At 43.5% G+C, this 19,630-nt stretch carries 19 protein-coding genes and 5 tRNA genes; 9 read left to right on the top strand and 15 right to left on the bottom strand.

Translation table 11 applies throughout. The features are described from left to right. Positions 1-8 precede the first annotated feature (8 nt). Together VX730_02030 and VX730_02025 are read left to right on the top strand one after the other, a co-directional pair. Entirely contained in the window at positions 9-1,694 is a 1,686-nt protein-coding gene (locus VX730_02030; protein MEC9291157.1) for a TatD family hydrolase, read from the top strand. 109 nt (positions 1,695-1,803) lie between these two features. Continuing rightward, positions 1,804-1,888: transfer RNA gene (locus VX730_02025), tRNA-Leu, on the top strand. A 146-nt stretch (positions 1,889-2,034) separates the two neighbouring features. Here VX730_02025 and VX730_02020 read toward each other — a convergent pair. From VX730_02020 to VX730_02010, 3 genes are all read right to left on the bottom strand, one after another. Beyond that, positions 2,035-2,109: transfer RNA gene (locus tag VX730_02020), tRNA-His, on the bottom strand. A 137-nt stretch (positions 2,110-2,246) separates the two neighbouring features. Further along, positions 2,247-2,897 (bottom strand): hypothetical protein, encoded by a 651-nt coding sequence (locus tag VX730_02015; GenBank protein ID MEC9291156.1) that lies wholly within the window; start codon positions 2,895-2,897, stop codon positions 2,247-2,249. Positions 2,898-3,014: 117 nt separating this feature from the next. Then, positions 3,015-3,608, bottom strand: coding sequence for an SH3 domain-containing protein (locus VX730_02010; GenBank protein MEC9291155.1), 594 nt, complete (start codon positions 3,606-3,608; stop codon positions 3,015-3,017). A 116-nt stretch (positions 3,609-3,724) separates the two neighbouring features. Between VX730_02010 and VX730_02005 the strand changes: the two genes are divergently transcribed. After that, a tRNA-Arg gene (locus tag VX730_02005) sits at positions 3,725-3,801 on the top strand. A gap of 5 nt (positions 3,802-3,806) precedes the next feature. Here VX730_02005 and VX730_02000 read toward each other — a convergent pair. Next, entirely contained in the window at positions 3,807-4,874 is a 1,068-nt protein-coding gene (locus tag VX730_02000) for a hypothetical protein (GenBank protein ID MEC9291154.1), read from the bottom strand. Positions 4,875-5,048: 174 nt separating this feature from the next. Here VX730_02000 and VX730_01995 point away from each other — a divergent pair, with 174 nt between their 5' ends. The 4 genes from VX730_01995 to VX730_01980 all read left to right on the top strand — a co-directional run bounded on the left by VX730_01995 (position 5,049) and on the right by VX730_01980 (position 7,251). Further along, positions 5,049-5,666 carry a YceI family protein gene (locus VX730_01995; protein ID MEC9291153.1) on the top strand — a complete coding sequence of 206 codons (618 nt, stop codon included), beginning with the start codon at positions 5,049-5,051 and terminating at the stop codon, positions 5,664-5,666. 11 nt (positions 5,667-5,677) lie between these two features. Continuing rightward, positions 5,678-6,232, top strand: a complete 555-nt coding sequence (locus VX730_01990) for a cytochrome b (protein ID MEC9291152.1) — start codon at positions 5,678-5,680, stop codon at positions 6,230-6,232. Between the two features lie 7 nt (positions 6,233-6,239). After that, positions 6,240-6,797 carry a YceI family protein gene (locus VX730_01985; GenBank protein MEC9291151.1) on the top strand — a complete coding sequence of 186 codons (558 nt, stop codon included), beginning with the start codon at positions 6,240-6,242 and terminating at the stop codon, positions 6,795-6,797. A 217-nt stretch (positions 6,798-7,014) separates the two neighbouring features. Beyond that, positions 7,015-7,251 carry a hypothetical protein gene (locus tag VX730_01980; GenBank protein ID MEC9291150.1) on the top strand — a complete coding sequence of 79 codons (237 nt, stop codon included), beginning with the start codon at positions 7,015-7,017 and terminating at the stop codon, positions 7,249-7,251. Here the strand turns inward: VX730_01980 and VX730_01975 are convergent. The 10 genes from VX730_01975 to VX730_01930 all read right to left on the bottom strand — a co-directional run bounded on the left by VX730_01975 (position 7,218) and on the right by VX730_01930 (position 16,815). Further along, positions 7,218-7,619 (bottom strand): hypothetical protein, encoded by a 402-nt coding sequence (locus VX730_01975; GenBank protein ID MEC9291149.1) that lies wholly within the window; start codon positions 7,617-7,619, stop codon positions 7,218-7,220. The genes VX730_01980 and VX730_01975 overlap by 34 nt on opposite strands. A 151-nt stretch (positions 7,620-7,770) precedes the next feature. Further along, positions 7,771-8,310 (bottom strand): hypothetical protein, encoded by a 540-nt coding sequence (locus tag VX730_01970; protein MEC9291148.1) that lies wholly within the window; start codon positions 8,308-8,310, stop codon positions 7,771-7,773. An 840-nt stretch (positions 8,311-9,150) separates the two neighbouring features. Continuing rightward, positions 9,151-9,852, bottom strand: coding sequence for a hypothetical protein (locus VX730_01965; protein MEC9291147.1), 702 nt, complete (start codon positions 9,850-9,852; stop codon positions 9,151-9,153). A 47-nt stretch (positions 9,853-9,899) separates the two neighbouring features. Then, positions 9,900-10,838 carry an endonuclease/exonuclease/phosphatase family protein gene (locus VX730_01960; GenBank protein MEC9291146.1) on the bottom strand — a complete coding sequence of 313 codons (939 nt, stop codon included), beginning with the start codon at positions 10,836-10,838 and terminating at the stop codon, positions 9,900-9,902. Beyond that, positions 10,838-11,269, bottom strand: a complete 432-nt coding sequence (locus VX730_01955; GenBank protein MEC9291145.1) for a hypothetical protein — start codon at positions 11,267-11,269, stop codon at positions 10,838-10,840. The genes VX730_01960 and VX730_01955 overlap by 1 nt, the downstream gene beginning before the upstream one ends. An 85-nt stretch (positions 11,270-11,354) precedes the next feature. Continuing rightward, positions 11,355-11,430: transfer RNA gene (locus tag VX730_01950), tRNA-Val, on the bottom strand. Positions 11,431-11,607: 177 nt separating this feature from the next. After that, positions 11,608-11,880, bottom strand: a complete 273-nt coding sequence (locus tag VX730_01945; protein MEC9291144.1) for an HU family DNA-binding protein — start codon at positions 11,878-11,880, stop codon at positions 11,608-11,610. Positions 11,881-12,285: 405 nt separating this feature from the next. Beyond that, a complete protein-coding gene (gene lon / locus VX730_01940) occupies positions 12,286-14,721 on the bottom strand; it encodes an endopeptidase La (GenBank protein MEC9291143.1) in 2,436 nt (811 codons plus the stop codon). A gap of 105 nt (positions 14,722-14,826) precedes the next feature. After that, on the bottom strand, positions 14,827-16,089 hold the full coding sequence (clpX, locus tag VX730_01935) for an ATP-dependent Clp protease ATP-binding subunit ClpX (GenBank protein ID MEC9291142.1): 1,263 nt from the start codon (positions 16,087-16,089) through the stop codon (positions 14,827-14,829). 189 nt (positions 16,090-16,278) lie between these two features. Then, positions 16,279-16,815, bottom strand: a complete 537-nt coding sequence (locus VX730_01930; GenBank protein MEC9291141.1) for an HAD-IIIA family hydrolase — start codon at positions 16,813-16,815, stop codon at positions 16,279-16,281. A gap of 88 nt (positions 16,816-16,903) precedes the next feature. Between VX730_01930 and VX730_01925 the strand changes: the two genes are divergently transcribed. Continuing rightward, positions 16,904-17,800 carry a PfkB family carbohydrate kinase gene (locus tag VX730_01925; GenBank protein ID MEC9291140.1) on the top strand — a complete coding sequence of 299 codons (897 nt, stop codon included), beginning with the start codon at positions 16,904-16,906 and terminating at the stop codon, positions 17,798-17,800. A 51-nt stretch (positions 17,801-17,851) separates the two neighbouring features. On the opposite strand, the gene VX730_01920 is transcribed toward VX730_01925, so the two are convergent. Then, positions 17,852-19,309, bottom strand: coding sequence for a trypsin-like peptidase domain-containing protein (locus VX730_01920; protein ID MEC9291139.1), 1,458 nt, complete (start codon positions 19,307-19,309; stop codon positions 17,852-17,854). Positions 19,310-19,496: 187 nt separating this feature from the next. On the opposite strand from VX730_01920, the gene VX730_01915 reads away from it, so the two are divergent. Further along, positions 19,497-19,572, top strand: a tRNA-Phe gene (locus tag VX730_01915). Positions 19,573-19,630 lie beyond the last annotated feature (58 nt).

The following is a 19,630-nucleotide window of genomic DNA, read 5'->3' as shown; positions in this document are numbered from 1 at the left end:
GGAACATTATGGCGAAAGTTTACTCAGGAAAACATGCTGAAGGTTGTCACAAGTGTGGTGGTTACCCTGGTAGCCCAACTAAAAGTGTTCCCGTTCTGTTCCAATGTTCTACGTGTGGATTCTTTACGTGTTCTAAACATCTTGGTGGTGGAATTATGGGGCGCGCCTGCCCAAACTGTAAGGGTAAAAAACTCCGTAAAGCCATGACAGCTGGTGCTGCTAAAAAAGCCATGGGCGGTGGTATGCCTGGGCAAATTGCTGGTAAAAGTGGTAATCAAAAAGCTGCGCCAGCAGGTATTGCCGGTAGCGGTGGCTTTTCTGCATTAGGCAGCGGCGCAGGTGTTGGGGGAAGAAAGCCTCCACAGCCTAAAAACCAAGAAGATGAAAAAGCTAAGCTTCAAAAGACACAATCTATGGACTTTAAACCCTCTGATAAAGAAGGGGGCTCTTCTGATGGCGGTGACACCAAGAAGGACAAAGATAAAGGTGTTATGGTCTACACTGATTCTGGAGAAATGGATGGCGCTGTGCGCGTGCAACAAGCCCTTGCAGATAGTCTCTCTCAGAATGTGCATTTAGCGGCAAGTAGTAGTGGCCATAACATGGATAGTGCTCTAGGTGTAGGCGTAAGTGTTGAAGCTGATCAGTTTGATATGGCGAGATCTCAGGGTAATAATGCGCCTGCTGGGGCTTCTGCGTCATCTGCTGGCGAAAACATTCGCGTAGAAGTGGATGAATACGGGACTGAGCGTATCTTCTCTATTGATCACCTCGGCAATGAAACCATGATTAGTGAGAAGAAGACTGAAGCTGCAGAAGCTGCAGAAGAGAAGGAAGAGATTGAAGGCGCTATTATGGACGCAGAACGTCTGATTGGTGACCACGAGAAGGGCGGACATAATACGTATAGTACGCTTTCTGATGCTTACTTCCGTATTTCAAGCTTAGATAGCTTTAAGGATTATAAAAAGTCACTTGAAAAGTTCAATAAGCAGGGCATTTCAATTGTTTCTATTGATGCGTCTAATGGACCGCTTATGGAAGAAATTTCAAAAAGTTATATGGATCTAAAAAATACCTATTACGCGATTGGTATTTCGCCTACAAGTATTCGTCCGAATAGTAAGTTTGATGTATCAGAGCTTCTTGAGCCTGTGCTGAGAAATAACCCTAAAGTTGTTGCGATTGGTGAGATTGGCTTAGATCTGCACTTTGCGCCATATACACGTCCTCAGCAGGAGTTGATCTTTATGGAGCAAGTGCAGCTTGCTGTGAAATATAATAAGCCAATCTTCATTACAAGTAAGAAGGCGGATGATATTCTTCCTGAGCTTATGAATACGGTGATGACTCAAACGCCAGTGCGTGCTGCTATTGTTCCTATTATTCGAACGCCTTCAATGATGCAAATGGCTCTTTACCATGGGTTTTATGTGTTGATGCGTCCCGAAATTTCATATCCTGAAGAAGATGTTTATCGTGAACTTATGCGCGAAATTCCTCGAAGTAAGACACTTCTTGCAAGCTCGAGCGAGCATATTGCACCATTTACAAAGAAAGGGCAGTGGAATTCACCAGCCTTCTTGGATGAAATGGTGAAGTTTGCATGTAGTTTCTTGAAGCAACCTGAGCACCAAAAGTCTAAGCTAGAAGACGAATTTACGAAAAATTTACTTTCGTTTTTAAAAGGTTAACAGGGGTTGATGCGCCTTTAAGCATTTTTTCTGAAAAAAAGTGAAAATTTCTCTTGCAGAAAGTGCGAGTTCTTGGCATATTCTCACTCGTTCTACTAAGACGAAACGTGCGGATGTGGCGGAACTGGTAGACGCGCTGGATTTAGGTTCCAGTGCCGAGAGGCGTGGGAGTTCGATTCTCTTCATCCGCACCACTTAGTGGAAGTTCAAAATTTCTCAGGGCCTTAGGGCTCTTTTTTAGTGTAATAAATTAAAATATATCTTCTTGTGATTGTTTAACTTGTTGAAATATATGTCTGAAAAATAAAAGCACTCCCGAAGGAGTGCTTTTTAAATCTAATGGGGCGAGTGATGGGGATTGAACCCACGACCCTCAGAGCCACAATCTGATGCTCTACCACTGAGCTACACCCGCCATAAGAATCGATTACTCTTTTACTTGGTTTTGAGCGCTCTGTCTAGCCAAAATATGTAAAATCTTGCTTAAGCGCTAGGCAGGCTGGTTCAAACGCAAAAAGAACAGCCCCGAAGGGCTGTTCTAAGTTGAATCGATTATTCGTCGTCTTGGTCATCAGTTTGGTCATCGACGATATTTTGATCGCCAACGCCTTGCGCCTTGCGCTTGATTTTACTGGAAGCCATGCCGGCGCCCAAGTAGAAGGCCAAAATGAACTCTGCAACCCAGAACAGGCTTACAGCCGCCAGAGTTTGCAGGCCCGGGAAGGCGAAGTACAGCCCAGCACAGAATAGCGAAGGAATACCCAGCACCATGATTGAGGTGAAGGTACCAAAGCTGCGCGCTGCGGCATTGAACATACCCTTGAGGATCCAACCTGCAATCAGAACCGCGACGCCAAAGAAGAGCATCACCGGAAGTGAAGACTGGCCAGCCAGGATGACTTCCCAGGCATATGCAGCCATGGAAGAATAGTGCATGGCAGTGCTGTCAGAGATCAGGAACAGCGGGTTAAAAACCACGAGAAGTAGAGCGCCGACAGAGAGAACACGCTTGATCAGAATCGACTTGTATTCCATCAGCTCTTTCATCAGCTTATAGGCTTGTCCTGAGATAAGCTTCAGCGGAGCAAGAATAAACCATTTTGCAAAGAAGGTGAAGATGGTCAGTAGGATGCCGCCAGCTTTTTTGGCTTTGTCCATGTTGTTGGCCGCTTCGGGGGTGGGGTTATTGTTTTGGTCTGTCATAGAAACCTCCATGAAGAAGACAGAACGGAAAGAAAGATTCTTTTGAATCTCTGTTTATATAAGATGGGCTGTTGAAATCTTCAAGGGTTTTGAAGGAAAAATATCAATAAAAATGCACTATTGCTGCATAAGCACAAGCCCTGATGGGCTCAGGATAAACAGCTTTTCATCCATACGGTTGCCATCAAGGGTGCGCCAAGCTTCGCTTAAGCGCTCAAAAGCAGCCTTTTTGTTATGGTAATCGTCTTCCATCCAATTACGGTGAACCGTGACCGCAACAAGGCCATCCCCCCAGTTGCTGACCTTGAGATATCTGCTGAGGCCAGTCCTGGCCTGAGAGGTTTGGTTTTCATCTTTAATATAGTTAAAAAACTCTTCAAATGCGGCAGTTGTGGCAACTTGTGTATGTTCTGGAAACTTAACATCTAGAAGATCTTTATGGACCCAGCCTTTCAAGATATCTTCCCCAAAGCCAGAGCGGAATACATCACCGTAGAGCCAGTCACCTGAGCGTTCAAGCACAATAAAGCCCGTGCCCTTTGAAAGCTGGGTGAGGGGACGCTTATTGGTTGCTGGAGAAACACGTAAATTTACGCGCTCCTTTTGAATGAAAGTAAAATCACCGGCCCCAAGTTCAAGTGCATAAGCAGGTGTGTAACTTGCCAGCAATGCAAGTGTGGTGAGGCTCATGATGTTTTTTATTTTCTTCATGGGTCTTAGTGTTGATGAAACATCCCTTAAAATCAATAAAAAAGAGTGTGTGTATTGGGAGGATATTTTTTTCTTGGGAGAGGGGGCAAGTTTGTGTATAAAAGGGATGTGGTTACGCGCCCATAGCTCAGCTGGATAGAGCATCTGCCTTCTAAGCAGAGGGTCGGGAGTTCGAGTCTTCCTGGGCGCGCCACTTTTTCATGATTTATCCCATGTCATTTCTGCATAATTTACGTTAAAGCCAGCTTTAATACATTTATCTTGGTTGTTTTTCAAAACGTTTATGAAAGTTTTTTTATAAACTCGTCTATGTACAGGGTTTTCCTTAGTGGAATGGTTTAAGAAATACTCTGCAATATATTGTGAAGCGAGGCGCCCTTTATTGGTACAGGTTATAGGTAGCCTTTGTTGCATGAGCTCTTCTGCTTTTTTTAGACTGTACCCCCAGTATTTATAGTTTAACTCAGGCTCTTCTGTGTGAAATTTTAGAAAAGATGCATAAGCTGCGTAATCTATCTTTACCTGCTTGCTAGGGTGATGTGCAATAATGTCTGCAACTGGAACTGTTAATGCTTTTCCAAATTCATTTAATGCGCGCCAAGCATTATTATCAGATATTAGTTTTCCTCTGCCGTATATACCTTGCTGTCCTCCCAGATAAAAGAATAAAGAAAGAGACCAGTGTCCGTCTAGTAATGGGCGTTCGAGTTCTCCTAGGGCCGTATCTCTTAAAATTAATAGAAATGTTTGGATTTCATTGTTGGATGATGTGCCATTTTTTACATTCTTACTTATATGTTTAGCCCAAGGCTTTAGAGTTTTAGCCGTTATTTCCATATTGTCTCGGTCATAAGGCTTACAACATGTTCCGTATGATTTCTGAAGTCCTTTGGTAAAGTTATAGGCAGGTGAATTGATCTCTAGTTTGTTTAGCACTTTTTCTGCTTTTTCTTCACTTTTATTGTCAAGCCCTTCAAATGCCCATTGCCAAGTTAGAGAGTAATTTGAAAATTTTCTTAAGCTAAGTGTGTTTAGGAATGAAGCAAACTCTTTATGTGCTAAGTCTTTCTGGGGATGATATTCTGAAAATGTAGCGCTTATATATTCTCGGTCTTTTAGAATCTCAAAGCTGAGAAGAGTTGAGTTGAGAATGTATCTTCCTACACCAAGTACCAAAAATATAGCTAGCAATGCGGCCAGTAAATTAGTTAGAGGATCACGATCATTGCTGACTGGGTGTATTAAAAAATAAATAAATTTTTTCATACAGGACATTACCACTTTTGAGTGTGTCTGAAAAGGCTGGGCTGTTGCTTGTTATGGGTAGTTTGATCATGTCAGTAAATTGTTTGTTCGTTATTTTCGAACTTTATGCTTGCATCCATAAAAAATGTGTGTAGCATATCTATAAACAAAGTTATAAAACGGGATAATAACAACATGAAAAAATTACTTCTTTCTTTAGGTGTGAGCATGGCTGCGGTTTCTGCTCATGCTGTAAACACGCCAGTATCTGACCTTCCAGCAGGGGATTACATTCTGGATAAAACACATACAAGTATTTCATTTAAGGTAAGCCACATGGGGCTTTCTAACTATACGGCGCGTTTTAACGATTTTGATGCAACGCTGACGCTTGATCCATCAGACATTACAAAAAGCGCACTGATGGCCTCTGTAAACCCGCTTTCTATTGAGACAGACTTCCAGCATCACAGTGATGAAAAGGACTTTAACAAAAAGCTTGGTGAAAACGCGGACTGGTTTAATGGTCTTAAATTCCCAGAAGTAACATTTAAAGCAACAAACCTTGTTAAGACATCTGATAACACAGGTACAATGACAGGTGACTTTACAATGCTTGGCATTACAAAGCCAGTGGCGTTTGATGTAACATTTAACGGTGCTTATGCAAGCAAGCCATTTGCAAATGTTCCTGCAATGGGCTTTAGCGCTGTTGCTAACATTAAGCGTAGTGAGTGGGGCTTTGATACATACGTGCCAAACATTGGTGACGATGTACAGATCATCATTGAAACTGAATTCCACAAGAAGTAAAGGGTAGCCACATGGCACAAGTACAGCGCTATCATTCAACGGTTATTATCCTGCACTGGGTGATGGCGTTGTGCTTTATCCTGATGCTGGCGAGTGGGCTGGCCTTTCAGTTTGATCTGATTGCGGATAAATCTCTTAAATTTAAAATGTACCAATGGCATAAGTCACTGGGCGTACTGCTGATGTTTGCTCTTGTTTTAAGGGTTGCAGCAAGGCTGATGTTTAAAGCACCAAAGCTTCCAAATGCAATCCCTAAAAAGGATCAAGTGCTTTCTAAGCTTGGTCACCTTGCCATGTACGGCTTTATGATTGCGATGCCTGTAACAGGTTGGGTAATGGTATCAAGCAGCCCATATGGCCTGCCAACTATTATTTTTGATATGTTTACATGGCCGCATATTCCAGGCCTTGCAGGCGATACAGAAATGAACAGTCTGTCTAAGTTTGGTCATAAATGGTTAGGCTGGGCATTTATTGCACTGATTGTTCTGCACGTTGCTGCCGTAGTGGTGCATTTGAAAAAAGAAAAAGTTAACCTGCTGAAGCGCATGAGCTTTAGAGGGTAGGGGAGTGATGATGAAGCTTACACTATTTACATTTGGGTTACTTTTAAGCAGCGCACAGCTTGTACATGCTGAGCACTACACTGTGGATTATGAAAAGAGTCAGGTTCAGTTTTCTGGTAAGCATGCAGGCAATGATTTTTCTGGCATGTTTAACGAATGGACAGCGGACGTAAACTTTGATTTTGAGAATCCAACAGCGAGCCATATTTCAGCTGTATTTAAGCTAGAATCAGCAGAGACAGGTAATGCCATGTATGACGGTACATTGCCAACTGCTGACTGGTTTAATGTGGCCGAGACGCCTGAGGGGACTTTTAAGAGTACTTCTGTGCAGCATGTGGAAGGTGATGTTTATAAGATTGAAGGTGAACTCACTCTAAGAGATGTAACAAAGCCGATTTCTTTTGATGCAAAGATCTCTAAAGTTGACGAGATGAGCTATAAGTCTCATTCAGAGATGATCTTGAAGCGCTTGGACTTTGGGATGGGGAAAAACTCTGACCCTACACTAGAGTGGGTGGATAATGAAATCGTGATAAAAATGCATGTTTTTGCACAAAAGTAAGTCCAACTCTAACGGGATTATTTCAATAAAATATCAACAAGGGGTTGTTTTATAAGAAACAGCCCCTATATTTTTCTCTGTTGCTGAAAAGCTGCAAAGTAAAATGGCGCGTACCACATATCGTGGACCCGACCTCACATAAGTTAAATGAGAGACCTGCTTATAAAGGCAGGATAAGTGCTTTATTATTAAAGCACAGTTGAGGATTGGGAGAGAGATGGACAGGTATAGAGAGCACAAGATTGCTTATCTTGTTCAGTTACACAGTGTTGAAAAACAGCGCTTTATAAGGTTAAGTCGCGCTTCTGTGTTGATTTTATTTGTCGTGATCATGCTTATAAGCATGGCTGTAGAGTTTGTTGTGATTACAGATTACCTTATGAGCAATGCGTTATGTTTTCCTTTGGAAGAGGAGGGTGGTTACTCACTTGATGAGGTATTTGCAAATGTTTGAATAGCATCCTCATCATACCAGTTGATATCGTCAGGGATATTGGCTTGTTCAAGGATTTGCCTTGGAACATCAGAGAAAGCTGGTGCTGAAATCAGGTCTGCAATGGCAAAAGCACGGCCTTTCATTTCGTACTCAGGCATGAGGTAGATATGGGTACAGCGGTCTTTCACAAAACTTAGGATTTTATTTTGATACTTTTTAAAGCTAGAGCACCCGCCGAGCGCAATACAGTTTTCCATGCGTAAGCCATTTTCTGAGGCGTTGACAGCAATATAGATGCCGCCCCAGTCTGGCATGTTACCGTAACTATATGGAACAACACTGAAAATATAATTTTTCTCTTTACCATGCACTGTAATGATTGGCATAACCTATAACCTTATTTTTTCCCTGTTGTATTATGTATACTTACATTAAACCATAGGTTGCGAAAATCTGACAGGTAAAAGTAAGAAGCAAAATACCTAAAGAACCCTTTATCTGACAAAGGGGCAGGGAGGCTGTTGTAAAAAAGTAGGTTTAAAGTTCTGCTTGCTCAAGAAGACGGTTTTTAATGTCTTCAGCAAGTTTGCGGTCTGCGTCTTTATCAACTGTTTCAGAAGCAATGACTTCAGCCATAAGGAGCTGCCATTCTTCATCATCGCACTGGGTGAAGATGCGTTGATCTAGGTAAATTTCCCAGAATACTGCGATCTCGTTACCAATACGAGGGTCAATGATTGTTTGACGCTGGTAGCCAAGAATGGCTGTGTCATGTAGTGAAATGATCACTTGCTTGCGTGTATGGTATGAAAGCTGACCTGTAAACGCATTGCCAAGAACAGGGCGCAGACGCTCATAAATATCATCTTCTTCAATAATAATGTCATCATCGCAGCGTGCATCAACAGGCATAATGTACCCGTAACGCGTAATCAGCTCAGCTGTTGCTGGTGTAAAGTCAAAATCAATCTCGTCACCATCACGTGTGAGGAGAATGTTAAACTTCTGGGGTTGCACTGCAAGCCCAGTGATGTATTTGTCATCATCGTTGTCAAAGTTTTTAATATAATCAGCCATGGGGAGAACAATACGATGTTTATAAGCCTTTGGCAACCAAAGTTCAGCGTTTATAAAGGTGTAGGCTTAAGTTGTGTGTCATTGATGCATAGTCTTTAAAAAAGTATCTACACGAGGCTATCGAAAACAAGTGTATAGAATGTCGCGATGTTAATCCAAGCGGATATGAGTATCGCGGCCAAGCCCAAAACTATTCCAAAGTATAAATGGGCTTGCGTAAACCTATAATCCTGAGATCCTAATTTCCCTGTAGGAGAAGGCGACGCATATAGAAAATGGTCATCCAATTTTAAATTTTCGTGAACAGCTCTATTCCAATTGAGTAGGCACAGCGCAATAAAAAACACTATATATCCTATGTAAGAGATAGTTGCGTTCCAAACAGTTATAATAGCAATAGCTTTACAGGCTTTTAAAAATGGTGTAGGGGAAGGCAGCATAGGATAAATGACCAAAAACCCAGCCCAAGAAATGGTGATCCAGAATAATACCCTTAAGCCACGTATTGCAGTTTGCCAGCGTATGTGCCTGAAGTACTTTACGCACTCCTTGTTGTCATCAAAGACAGGAGGGCCTTCCAGAACTTTTTCCAAATCTAACTTCAAAATCTTTTCCTAAAATAATTTTTTGCATTTTATCATTGGTCTTTTTAAAAGACAAACAAGCTACAAGTGCGTTTCATGTTGGTGTTTACTAACTTAGTGCTATATGCGCATAATGTATATTATGTAAAATGGCTAATGTGAATATAATATGTGTACGCCCTGTATACGAATGTGTACGCCCTGTATACGAATATACAGAGCGTTTTACATAGGTTTGGGTGTTTTTAAAGAAATCTTAAGAAAACAGATTTAAAGGTTGGTTATCTGCCATCACTTGTACGGTCCCTTCTGGACTAAAGTTAAGTTCAATAACAGAGTAACTGTGGTTATCATGTAAAAGGTGTTGATACTTCTGAATAATAAAATCGATCTCTTTTTGTGAGTTGGCTTTGCTCATTTCTTCAATGAATGGCTCACGCTTCTTCAGCTCTGCGTAATGGCTGCTCAGTGCGTTCAGTGTTTGTAGCTCACGCTCAAGCCCTGGATTCTCATCCATCATTTGCCTCAACTTGTCGCTATATGGGTAATCTAGAGGAATCTGCATCTGCCCTTCTCCATCAAACGTGATCTTTTCTGGAGCCTCAGGGATACCATACTCCTTCATTAACTGCTGAAAACGGCCTGAAACATGCTCAGAAATGGCAAGAATGTTATCTGCTGAAGGCATCATAAGTGGTGGTAGGTCATCAATAGAGAGCGGTCCCTCATGCTTTGGGGCCTCATTTGAGAAGTATTCATCCAAATCTACATCAATATAGCCTTTATTGGTGTTGAGGATTGGGTCTGCTGAAGAGATGCTTGCAGCAGGTTGAATGGCTTCAGAGCTTTGCGTGTTCTTCATGATGTCTGCAAAGCTCACAGAGCTTGCGGCGCTCTCTGCTTTGGTCTTTTGGCTAATGCTGTTATTTCTGAACTCGAGAATGCTGTGTATATCCATAAAAATATCCTTTTCATTGGGCGGATATTTTTATGCAAGCATTGTACCTAGTTGAGCGTGAGTCTTGCTTTAATTGGTAAATGATCTGAACCAAAGCTGTCTTCAAGGACGCTGAGAGAGGTTTGAACGTTATCACCGGTGAGAATATGGTCAATCTGTGTGCGCATATAGCTTGGGGCGTATGCTGGCCATGTCTCAGTATTGAAGAGCTCTGTTGTTGCTTTGAGCTCAGCATTTTTTAGGAAGCTTTTAAACACTGAGGAATATGGCGCAATATTCAGGTCACCAAGCAGTACAGTATGCTCTGCTTTGCCTTTGAGGCTCTTTAAGTGTGGAATAATATCATTTAAAGAGGTATTGCGGGCCTGAATCCAGCTTTCATCAATAGGCGCCTTGGTATGGAGGCTTAATACACCGAGTGGCGCCCTTCCCTCTTTCTGGATGATCGTGCTAAGTACAAACTCATAACCGTTCTCACCAAGAGCAAAGGCTGTGTGCTCTGTTATAGGGTGCTTACTGAAGATGGCGGCGCCTTGGCTCGCGGCAGTTGCCTCAGGGTAGAGCTTATAGTGCGGGTAAAGAGATGTGAGGCTCTCTACGCTTTGCATATGCGCCAGTGAGAACTCTTGGATCTGTATCAAATCAGGAAGATCTGAGGCGCTTACATGCTCTGCAAAGGCACTGAGGTCATTATTTAAGTAGAGAGCATTCCAGTGTAGCACTGTGTAATCCTCAGTCAGGCTCCCCTGCTCTGCTGGGTGCGCGTTATAACTTACATAACCAAAGATGCCGGCATACCCCGCCAGTACAATTGCTGGCCCGTACGCTTTAACGGCTGGCGCAATAAGCGCGCAAGAAAACGCCCCGAGAGCTGCCTGTGGTAGGAAGGAAGATACGTTGTCCAGCATCCAATGCGCCTCAGGTGCAATAATACTAAGAAGAAACACAAAGCACACAAGTGCAGGAATGGTGAATATGTATTTCATTATTCTGTAGTTGAGCTTTTTTTCTCATGGTAGCGAGTGATTGAGTTTTTGTAAGATTTAATAAACTCTACAAAACCAAGAACAGCTCCCCCTAGCAATAGGGGTAACATTGCTATAAGTAGAACTAATAGAAAAATATCTTGCTTTTCTTCAGGGGTGGCATACATAGCAGGTACTATCATTATGCCCATAATAGCGAGTGGCATAGAAAGTTGTGATTTGATTTTTGGGTATTTAGCTAGCCAATTTCCTGCCTCGTCTGAATTAACTCTAGATATTTTAAATGGGTAAGATACTTGATAAAAGCAAAGGAACCCAAGTATGACGAATAGTAAGATTAAACAGTTATGCGCCATATCTTGGTACGGCATAATATGCGGTTCAAGATTGGATAGGTAATGCGTAATTTCTTCAACATATTCTTTGAACATAATTCGTATCCTTTATATTGGTCGCATTAGACTAGCTGATATGTAGAAAATAAAAAACCCGCATTAGCGGGTTTTTCTAGAATAATGGTGGGCGGTGAGAGGCTCGAACTCCCGACCTACTCGGTGTAAACGAGTTGCTCTACCAACTGAGCTAACCGCCCTGTGAGAATGTTTTTACTTCAGTTCTCAGTGGATATCAAGCTTTAATTTTACAAAAATTGCATTTTTTTGAATTTGGGGTTTTGTAGACTCTTGCCCCCTATTCTTTAAGGCTTGATATACCTATATAAAAAAGTAAAACCCTCGCAGGTGCGAGGGCCCTACAAAATGTAAACGACTTAGTTTACAGACTCACGAAGAGTTTTTCCTGGACGGAACTTAGGTAGCTTAGAAGCAGGAATTTGGATTGCTTCGCCAGTACGTGGGTTACGGCCAGTAGTCGCTTTACGGCTAGTCACAGTGAAAGTACCGAAACCAGTTAGGCGTACTTCTGTGCCTGAGCTTAGGCTTGTTGAAATTGTGTCGAAAACAGCGTCAACAGCTTTAGCTGCGTCTGTTTTAGTAATGCTAGCGCTATCAGCAACTGCAGAGATAAGTTCGTTCTTGTTCACGAGTCTACCCTTAATACTTATTTAATTTAAGTTTGCTCTATAAACTTATTATTCTTATTCGAACTGTTTAAAGAGCGCCGATTCCAAATGGGCTGTAACCCTTGGAATGCTTATATTTAACGAGTTTCCACCTATGGTCGTCAAGCGTATTTTTCACTTTTATTTTCATTTTTTTGCTTGATTTATAAGGGGTTATTTGAACTCTGTAGTGTAAGTCATTGAAATATAATGTTGTCCAAATATATGGGAGGAATAAAAACTGCCCAAAAAATATGCATTTTTGTGCATGATAATTCGTCAAAACCCGCAAGTTTGAGCCATTTTTAACAAAAAAGACACACTTTTAAAGCGGCATATAAAAAAATCGCTACCCTTTCAGGTAGCGATTTTTAAGTGTGTACGTGCTTAGTGTACGCTCACGTCTTTCGCTTTTGACTTGGACTTAGTAGAAGACGCAGCTTTTTTAGTCGTCTTCTTCTTAGGTGCCGATGGCATCTTTGTTAGAGCGTGCTTAAGAACATCGTCCATGTATTCCACAGGAACAACCTCAATCCCTTCAAGAACGTTCTTTGGAATGTCCTCTAGGTCTTTCTTGTTTTCCATTGGGATAATGGCCTTTGTAATACCTGCACGGTGAGCGGCTAGAAGTTTCTCTTTCAAGCCACCGATTGGCATCACATGTCCACGAAGTGAAACTTCACCCGTCATTGCTACTTCCTTGCGTACTGGCGTACCCGTTAGGATAGAGACAATAGATGTTACCATTGCGATACCCGCTGATGGACCATCTTTAGGCGTGGCACCATCTGGAACGTGGATGTGGATGTCGTTCTTCTGGTAGAAGTTCTCATCGATACCGAAGTCCCCTGCTCTACGACGCACGTAGCTCATTGCCGCAGAGATAGACTCAGTCATCACATCACCAAGTTTACCAGTTGTTGTTACTTTACCCTTACCATCTAGAACAACCGCTTCAATTGGTAGAGTGTCACCACCTACAGCCGTCCATGCAAGACCAGTTACAACACCCACTTGGTTTGATTTCTCAACCATACCGAAGCTGAACTTCTTAATACCAAGGTATTTTTCAAGGTTCTTAGGTGTGATCTTAATAGATGCAACTTTCTTAGCAGTCTTAGACTTCTTAGCCTTGCTTTCAGCAGTCAAGATATCCTTAACAGCTTTACGGCATAGGCCCTGCATTGTGCGCTCTAGGTTACGTACACCGGCTTCGCGTGTGTAGTAACGAATAACGTCACGTACAGCGTCTTCGCTAATTGTAACTTCGTCCTTCTTAATACCGTTGTCCTTCATTGCACGTGGGATAAGGTGGCGTGTTGCAATGGCTACCTTCTCATCTTCTGTGTAACCAGACAGCTGGATCACTTCCATACGGTCACGTAGAGCTGGTGGAATATCGAGTGAGTTTGCTGTTGTTAGGAACAGAACATCACTGAGATCGTAATCAAGCTCTAGGTAGTGGTCGTTAAACGTTGTGTTTTGAGCTGGGTCAAGTACTTCAAGTAGTGCCGAAGATGGGTCACCACGGAAGTCGTTACCAAGCTTATCGATCTCATCGAATAGGAACAGTGGGTTGTTTGTACCCGACTTGCGGATCCCTTGGATGATCTTACCTGGAAGTGCACCAATGTATGTACGACGGTGACCACGGATTTCCGCTTCATCACGTACACCACCAAGTGCCATACGGTAGTACTCACGGCCTGTTGCCTTTGCAATAGACTTTGCAAGAGATGTTTTACCAACCCCTGGAGGGCCGACAAGACAAAGGATAGGACCTTTAAGTTTCTTCACACGTTGCTGTACCGCTAGGTGCTCAACAATGCGCTCTTTAACTTTTTCAAGACCGTAGTGATCGTCGTCAAGGATTTCAGTGGCCTTCACAAGATCTTTCTTCAGCTTAGACTTTTTCGTCCATGGCAGGTTAAGAAGGATATCAAGGTAGTTACGGCTTACTGTCGCTTCAGCAGACATCGGAGACATCATACGTAGCTTCTTAAGCTCTTGCTCTGCTTTTTCTTTCGCTTCTTTACTTAGACCAACTTCATGGATCTTCTTCTCGAATTCTTCCATTTCGCTGGCATCTTCTTCACCAAGCTCTTTCTGAATCGCTTTCATTTGCTCATTCAGGTAGTACTCACGCTGAGTCTTCTCCATTTGGCGCTTCACACGGTTACGGATGCGCTTCTCGACTTGGAGAACACCAATCTCGTTTTCCATAAGCTGGTAAAGTTTCTCAAGACGGTCATCAACAAGATCCATCTCAAGAAGTTCCTGCTTCTCAGAAATCTTAAGGTTAAGGTGAGAGGCAATTGTATCTGCAAGGCGCGTTGGTTCATCAATCGCTGCAAGGCTGACAAGAACCTCAGGTGGAATCTTTTTGTTGAGCTTAACGTACTCTTCAAACTCAGTCACAACGGCACGTACAAGGGCTTCAAGCTCTTGTGGTGCACCTTCGCGCTCTTTGAATTCTTCAGCACGAGCCACAAACATGTCGCCAGTGTCTTCAACATCTTTAAAGCGAACACGTACGCCCCCTTCTACAAGAACCTTAACTGTGCCATCTGGCAGTTTAAGCATTTGCAGAACGTTACCAAGGCAACCAATACGGTAAAAATCTTCAATCGCCGGATCGTCTTCTGATTCGTCTTTTTGTGCCACAAGCAGGATTTGCTTATCACTGTTCATTACTTCTTCAAGGGCCTTAACACTCTTATCGCGACCCACAAACAATGGAACAATCATGTTTGGGAAAACGACAATATTGCGTAGTGGCAAAATTGGAAGAACTGTTTTTCCGTCTAGACTTTTTTCACTCATATAAGTCATGCCTTTCTTGGCTTATTATTATACTTTTTTGTCGTATATCTTTAGTTTATCAAATCTGAACTAAAGAACGAAGGGTTTTTCAGAAAGTATGAAAGCTTACGCGCTTACATCACTTTTCTTAGAGCCTTTGCTGTAAATGCGTAGTGGCTCAGTTTTCTTCACGGCAACATCTTTGTTGATCACTACTTCTTCTAGGTCTTCATCGTTTGGAAGATCAAACATAGTATCAAGCAGAATGCCTTCGAGGATGGCACGTAGACCCCTCGCCCCTGTTTTACGCTCAATCGCTTGAGCGGCAACAGCTTTGAGTGCGCCATCTGTAAAGCTTAGGTTTACATTTTCCATCGCAAAGAGTTCTTGGTACTGCTTCACAAGAGCGTTCTTTGGCTCTGTAAGAATCGTTACAAGAGCATCCTCGTCCAAGTCTTCTAGGCTGGCAAGAACGGGTACACGACCAACAAACTCAGGGATAAGACCAAATCTTACAAGATCCTCTGGCTCAGCCATTTGGAATAGCTCACCAACGCCCTTTTCGTCTTTTTCTTTAACTTCAGCTTTGAAACCGATACCTGTTTTACGCATACGGCCAGAGATTACTTTATCTAGGCCTGCAAATGCACCACCTACGATAAATAGGATGTTGCTGGTATCAACTTGTAGGAATTCTTGTTGTGGGTGCTTACGACCACCTTGAGGTGGAACTGCAGCCACTGTACCTTCAATAAGTTTTAGAAGGGCTTGTTGTACACCTTCACCACTTACATCACGTGTAATAGATGGGTTATCTGATTTACGAGAGATTTTATCAATCTCATCCACGTAAACGATACCACGCTGAGCGCGTTCTACGTTGTAGTCCGCAGCTTGAAGAAGCTTAAGAACAATGTTCTCTACGTCTTCACCTACGTAACCCGCTTCAGTAAGAGTTGTTGCATCCGCCACTGTAAATGGTACGTCTAGGATGCGTGCAAGCGTACTTGCAAGAAGTGTTTTACCACAACCTGTTGGACCGAGCAGAAGGATGTTCGATTTTTGAATCTCAACTTCGCTTTCACCGCCAGCGTGCTCAAGACGCTTGTAGTGGTTGTGCACAGCCACAGAAAGAATACGCTTTGCCTTTTGCTGGCCAATAACGTAATTTTCTAGCACTTCATAAATTTCAGTTGGTGTTGGAACGCCTGTTGTTTCACCACGAGAAATAGGCGATTGTTCCTCTTCACGAATAATGTCCATGCATAGGCGAACACACTCGTCACAAATAAAGACAGTAGGACCCGCAATAAGTTTGCGCACCTCATGCTGGCTTTTACCGCAAAATGAGCAGTATAGAGTTCCGTTCGTTTCTTTTTCTTTTGTCATAAATTTTCAACCTTTTCCTATGCTTTCGCAAAAAGTGTTCCATGTTTGCAAGGCGTTCTATTCACTTATGGAAGTCCACACCTATGTTTTAAGTGTCACAGGTTGAAGAGGCTCTGTCAAGGCATAGAAGCCACAGATTTCTTGGTCTGTGGCTTCTATAGAACAGTTTTGTATGCTGTTAGAGAGGGGTTAAAACCCTAGGGATTGTAAAGCTTCTTCTAAGGTGTTGAAAACACGGTCAGAATCTTCATAATCACTATGTTTTGAGGTGTCATCTGATTTAACATAGACAAAATCTACGCCAGCGGCCTCAGCTGAAAGTTTATCGCGTTTGGTATCACCAATAGCAACAACGTCCTTTGGCTTCAAATTAAACTGACGTAGGATGCCTGTAATCATGCCAGGTTTTGGCTTGGCACAGTCGCACGTATCAGGCAGGTGGTGTGGACAGTAGGCGAAATACTCAATTTGTGTCCCCTCAGGAAGAAGGCTGTTAAGCTGTCCGTTCACAGCGTCAAGCCCCTCCTCAGTCATCAGCCCTTTGCCAACGCATTTTTGTTGGGTATAAACAAAACGACGAATGCCACTATCCGCTAGCTTTTGCATGCTTTCTGCAACAGTTGGCATAAGAATGATATCTTCTGGTGAAAGTGCGTAACCGCCCTGCTCTTTGGGAGCTGTGTGGTTCAGCGTGCCATCACGGTCAAAAATCACAGCTTTGTACATTGAGGGTTTCTCCGTTATGCTAATACTTGAAATGAGAGTAACTCGTTTCTATCTTTCATATAAGTAAAAAGTTTTGGGAGTACAAGCTTTGCCGAAGAAGATTCTTGCGATTGGACACGCTTACATTGATGTCACCTTTGTGACAGATTATATGCCAACAGGTGATGAAAAATATGTTGGACAGGACTATGCGTTTTGCATGGGTGGAAATGCCATGAACGCTGGCCTCACATCTGCAAAGCTTGGTGTACGTACTGACCTACTGATGCCAGTAGCAGATGACGACCTTGGCCAATATACGCAATTCCATTTAGGGAAGCTCAATAACGTCACTCTCATTAAGCGCCGTGTGCAGCGTAGCTCTTTGTCTCTCCTTCTTCCAAATGGAGATCGTCGTGCTATTGTGCGTGTGCGTGATGGTGAGTATGGTCCAGTACCTCCTGTAGATATGAAAAAGTATTTTGCGCTCCATGTAGATGGTCATCAACCGGCAGCGGCCCAGCAGTATGCAAGAGAAGCCAAAGCAGCTGGCGCCCTTACCTCATTGGATGGTGGATCGTTTCGTCCAACAACCAATGCGCTGCTTCCTTTTATTGATGTGGCTGTGGTATCAGAGCGCTTTTGTGAGCAGCTAGAGCTCACGCCAGCCAAAACACTGAGTTACCTTGCAGAGAAAGGTGTGAAAGTTTCTGCTGTTACGCTTGGTTCTAAAGGGATTATTTGGAAAGAAGATGGCGGGAAAACGAAGAAGCTTCCAGCCATTAAACTGCCAAAAGAGGCTGTGGTGGATAGCTCTGGTGCGGGTGATGTGTTCCATGGAGCTTACATGACAAGCTATGTGGAGCGCCCTGACGCCACTTGGGAAGAGCACTTCACATTTGCACGTGCGGCCTCTGCGCTTGCGGTGCAGGTTCTGGGGACAGAGGTCTCTATCCCGGAACGTAAGGCTGTAGATGAGATGGTGAAGAAAAATCCAGCCGAATAAGTTTATATAGCACGAAAAAATGCCCCCAATCGGGGGCATCTTCAATTTCGATTAATTATTCCAACGGATGAGGTGATCATAAAAATCATCACCTTCAGGCATGTCATGAAAGAGGTCCGGCTCCATCTCAATACCAAGCACTTTGCTCAGGTGCTGAGGGTTTTGACGAACATCATAGAGAGGCAGAATGATCTTCAGATCTTCACGCTCAATCCAGAACGGTTTGCCGTTATGTGCTTGGGCGAGCTTGTAGAAAGTGTCGCTGTCAGGCACAGGCAAAATGGAGGTCGGATCGTTCGGATCTTCCACACCAGTGATCACATCGTGACGATCAAGTGCACCGTAAAGCGGACATTGCGGGTGAATGTTGGCCACCTGCACACCTTTGTTGCCACGGTACGTCTGAAGCTCCATACCAAATGGGTCAAACGACGCTTGGTTGGAGAATGGCATCAGTTCAATCGGCACCTTACAGAAAACCGTTTGAGTGGCGCCAGAACGCCAGATATCAATATCAACATGCAGGCCTGCTGCACGCTGGAAGCCGTAGACACAATCTTGAGGGTTTTCCACCTCAATCACCTTGTGAACCTTGGAGCTCACATTTCCAGCAGCATCTTGCACATCACGTTTGATCTTGATGCGTTGAATCACGTCTGTCCGTTGCAGAACCTGCCCAACACCGGGGTCATCGTCAGCAATTGCTGCAATGAATGCACCGTATGGGGTTTTCAGGCCCAGCTTCTTTTTCACCAGTTCACCCAGTTGCAGGAACATCATGGACGTAATGCCATCACGTACAACTTTTTTGTGAACGACCATACGCTTAATCCAGAAACGGATCTCGCCTACGCGAAGAGCGTGGTTCAGGCCGCGGTTACCACCGCCAGCGCCAAACAGGCCAGATGAGTTCATGCCGATCCATTCGCCAGTTTCTTCAAGAGCCAGAAGACCGCCGGAGTTACCCGGGTTAATCTGAGCATCAATCACGAAAGTTGGCAAGATAGACAGAGGGTTATAAGCTTTGGTTTTGCTGATAACGCCGCTGTGCAGGCTGAAACGATAGTCAGCCATCAGGGGGGCACCAACAGTCAGGATGCGTGCACCCTGCGATACCTGTGAGCTTTTACCCACTTTAACAGGGGCAAGGTCATGCGCGTTGGCAAAGCCATTGGTGCTGTCCCATTCGAAATCGCGGATTTTCATCAAAGCGACATCTGCACGGTTATCCACAACCAGAGCATCAGCAATGGCACGTTCGCCATTATAGAGCTCAACGGGCATCGCTCGGATACCACCAGGGATACAGTGTGCACAGGTGACGATGAGGACATCGTCATTTTTAAGCACCATATCAGGGCCTTTGGCACGTGGAATTGTTGCACCCTCTTTGAGGCCAAGGCCTGCAAGAGACACAAGAATACCACTGCCCTGCCCGCTTCCACCAGGTCCCTCAATAACAAGGGCAACAGTTTGGCGCACCAAAGGGTTCAGGACATTGTTTGTCATGGGAGAACTCCGTAGTCAGAAACAGAAAAGTAGATAGAATGTGTATGCAGACTATATGGAGTCGTTTTAAAAATCCACAAAAAAGATGCTTTTTTAGGCATTTTGCATTTTAAGATATAAAAAAGCAAAAAATGGGCTTGCCAGACTTCGCGTCTATGGGTATATTCCCGTTGTCCTCGTGACACGTGGCCAGGTAGCTCAGCTGGTAGAGCAAAGGATTGAAGCTCCTTGTGTCGGCGGTTCGAACCCGTCCCTGGCCACCATTTAAAAAAGCACCCAACTGGGTGCTTTTTTAGTTGTTAGAACAGGTGTACCTGCTAT

The organism is Pseudomonadota bacterium (genome assembly GCA_036141575.1).
GTDB lineage: Bacteria > Pseudomonadota > Alphaproteobacteria > UBA2136 > JAPKEQ01 > JAPKEQ01.
This window is presented reverse-complemented; position numbering and strand designations above follow the sequence as displayed.

Bases quoted from the DNA above. Each gene is read 5' to 3' on its own strand.
- lon (MEC9291143.1), bottom strand. From the start codon at position 14,721: ATGAGTGAAAAAAGTCTAGACGGAAAAACAGTTCTTCCAATTTTGCCA.
- VX730_02010 (MEC9291155.1), bottom strand. From the start codon at position 3,608: ATGAAGAAAATAAAAAACATCATGAGCCTCACCACACTTGCATTGCTG.
- VX730_01995 (MEC9291153.1), top strand. From the start codon at position 5,049: ATGAAAAAATTACTTCTTTCTTTAGGTGTGAGCATGGCTGCGGTTTCT.
- VX730_01970 (MEC9291148.1), bottom strand. From the start codon at position 8,310: ATGGCTGATTATATTAAAAACTTTGACAACGATGATGACAAATACATC.
- VX730_01985 (MEC9291151.1), top strand. From the start codon at position 6,240: ATGATGAAGCTTACACTATTTACATTTGGGTTACTTTTAAGCAGCGCA.
- VX730_01990 (MEC9291152.1), top strand. From the start codon at position 5,678: ATGGCACAAGTACAGCGCTATCATTCAACGGTTATTATCCTGCACTGG.
- VX730_01955 (MEC9291145.1), bottom strand. From the start codon at position 11,269: ATGTTCAAAGAATATGTTGAAGAAATTACGCATTACCTATCCAATCTT.
- VX730_02015 (MEC9291156.1), bottom strand. From the start codon at position 2,897: ATGACAGACCAAAACAATAACCCCACCCCCGAAGCGGCCAACAACATG.
- VX730_01920 (MEC9291139.1), bottom strand. From the start codon at position 19,309: ATGACAAACAATGTCCTGAACCCTTTGGTGCGCCAAACTGTTGCCCTT.
- VX730_01980 (MEC9291150.1), top strand. From the start codon at position 7,015: ATGGACAGGTATAGAGAGCACAAGATTGCTTATCTTGTTCAGTTACAC.
- VX730_01960 (MEC9291146.1), bottom strand. From the start codon at position 10,838: ATGAAATACATATTCACCATTCCTGCACTTGTGTGCTTTGTGTTTCTT.
- VX730_02030 (MEC9291157.1), top strand. From the start codon at position 9: ATGGCGAAAGTTTACTCAGGAAAACATGCTGAAGGTTGTCACAAGTGT.
- clpX (MEC9291142.1), bottom strand. From the start codon at position 16,089: ATGACAAAAGAAAAAGAAACGAACGGAACTCTATACTGCTCATTTTGC.
- VX730_02000 (MEC9291154.1), bottom strand. From the start codon at position 4,874: ATGAAAAAATTTATTTATTTTTTAATACACCCAGTCAGCAATGATCGT.
- VX730_01930 (MEC9291141.1), bottom strand. From the start codon at position 16,815: ATGTACAAAGCTGTGATTTTTGACCGTGATGGCACGCTGAACCACACA.
- VX730_01975 (MEC9291149.1), bottom strand. From the start codon at position 7,619: ATGCCAATCATTACAGTGCATGGTAAAGAGAAAAATTATATTTTCAGT.
- VX730_01965 (MEC9291147.1), bottom strand. From the start codon at position 9,852: ATGGATATACACAGCATTCTCGAGTTCAGAAATAACAGCATTAGCCAA.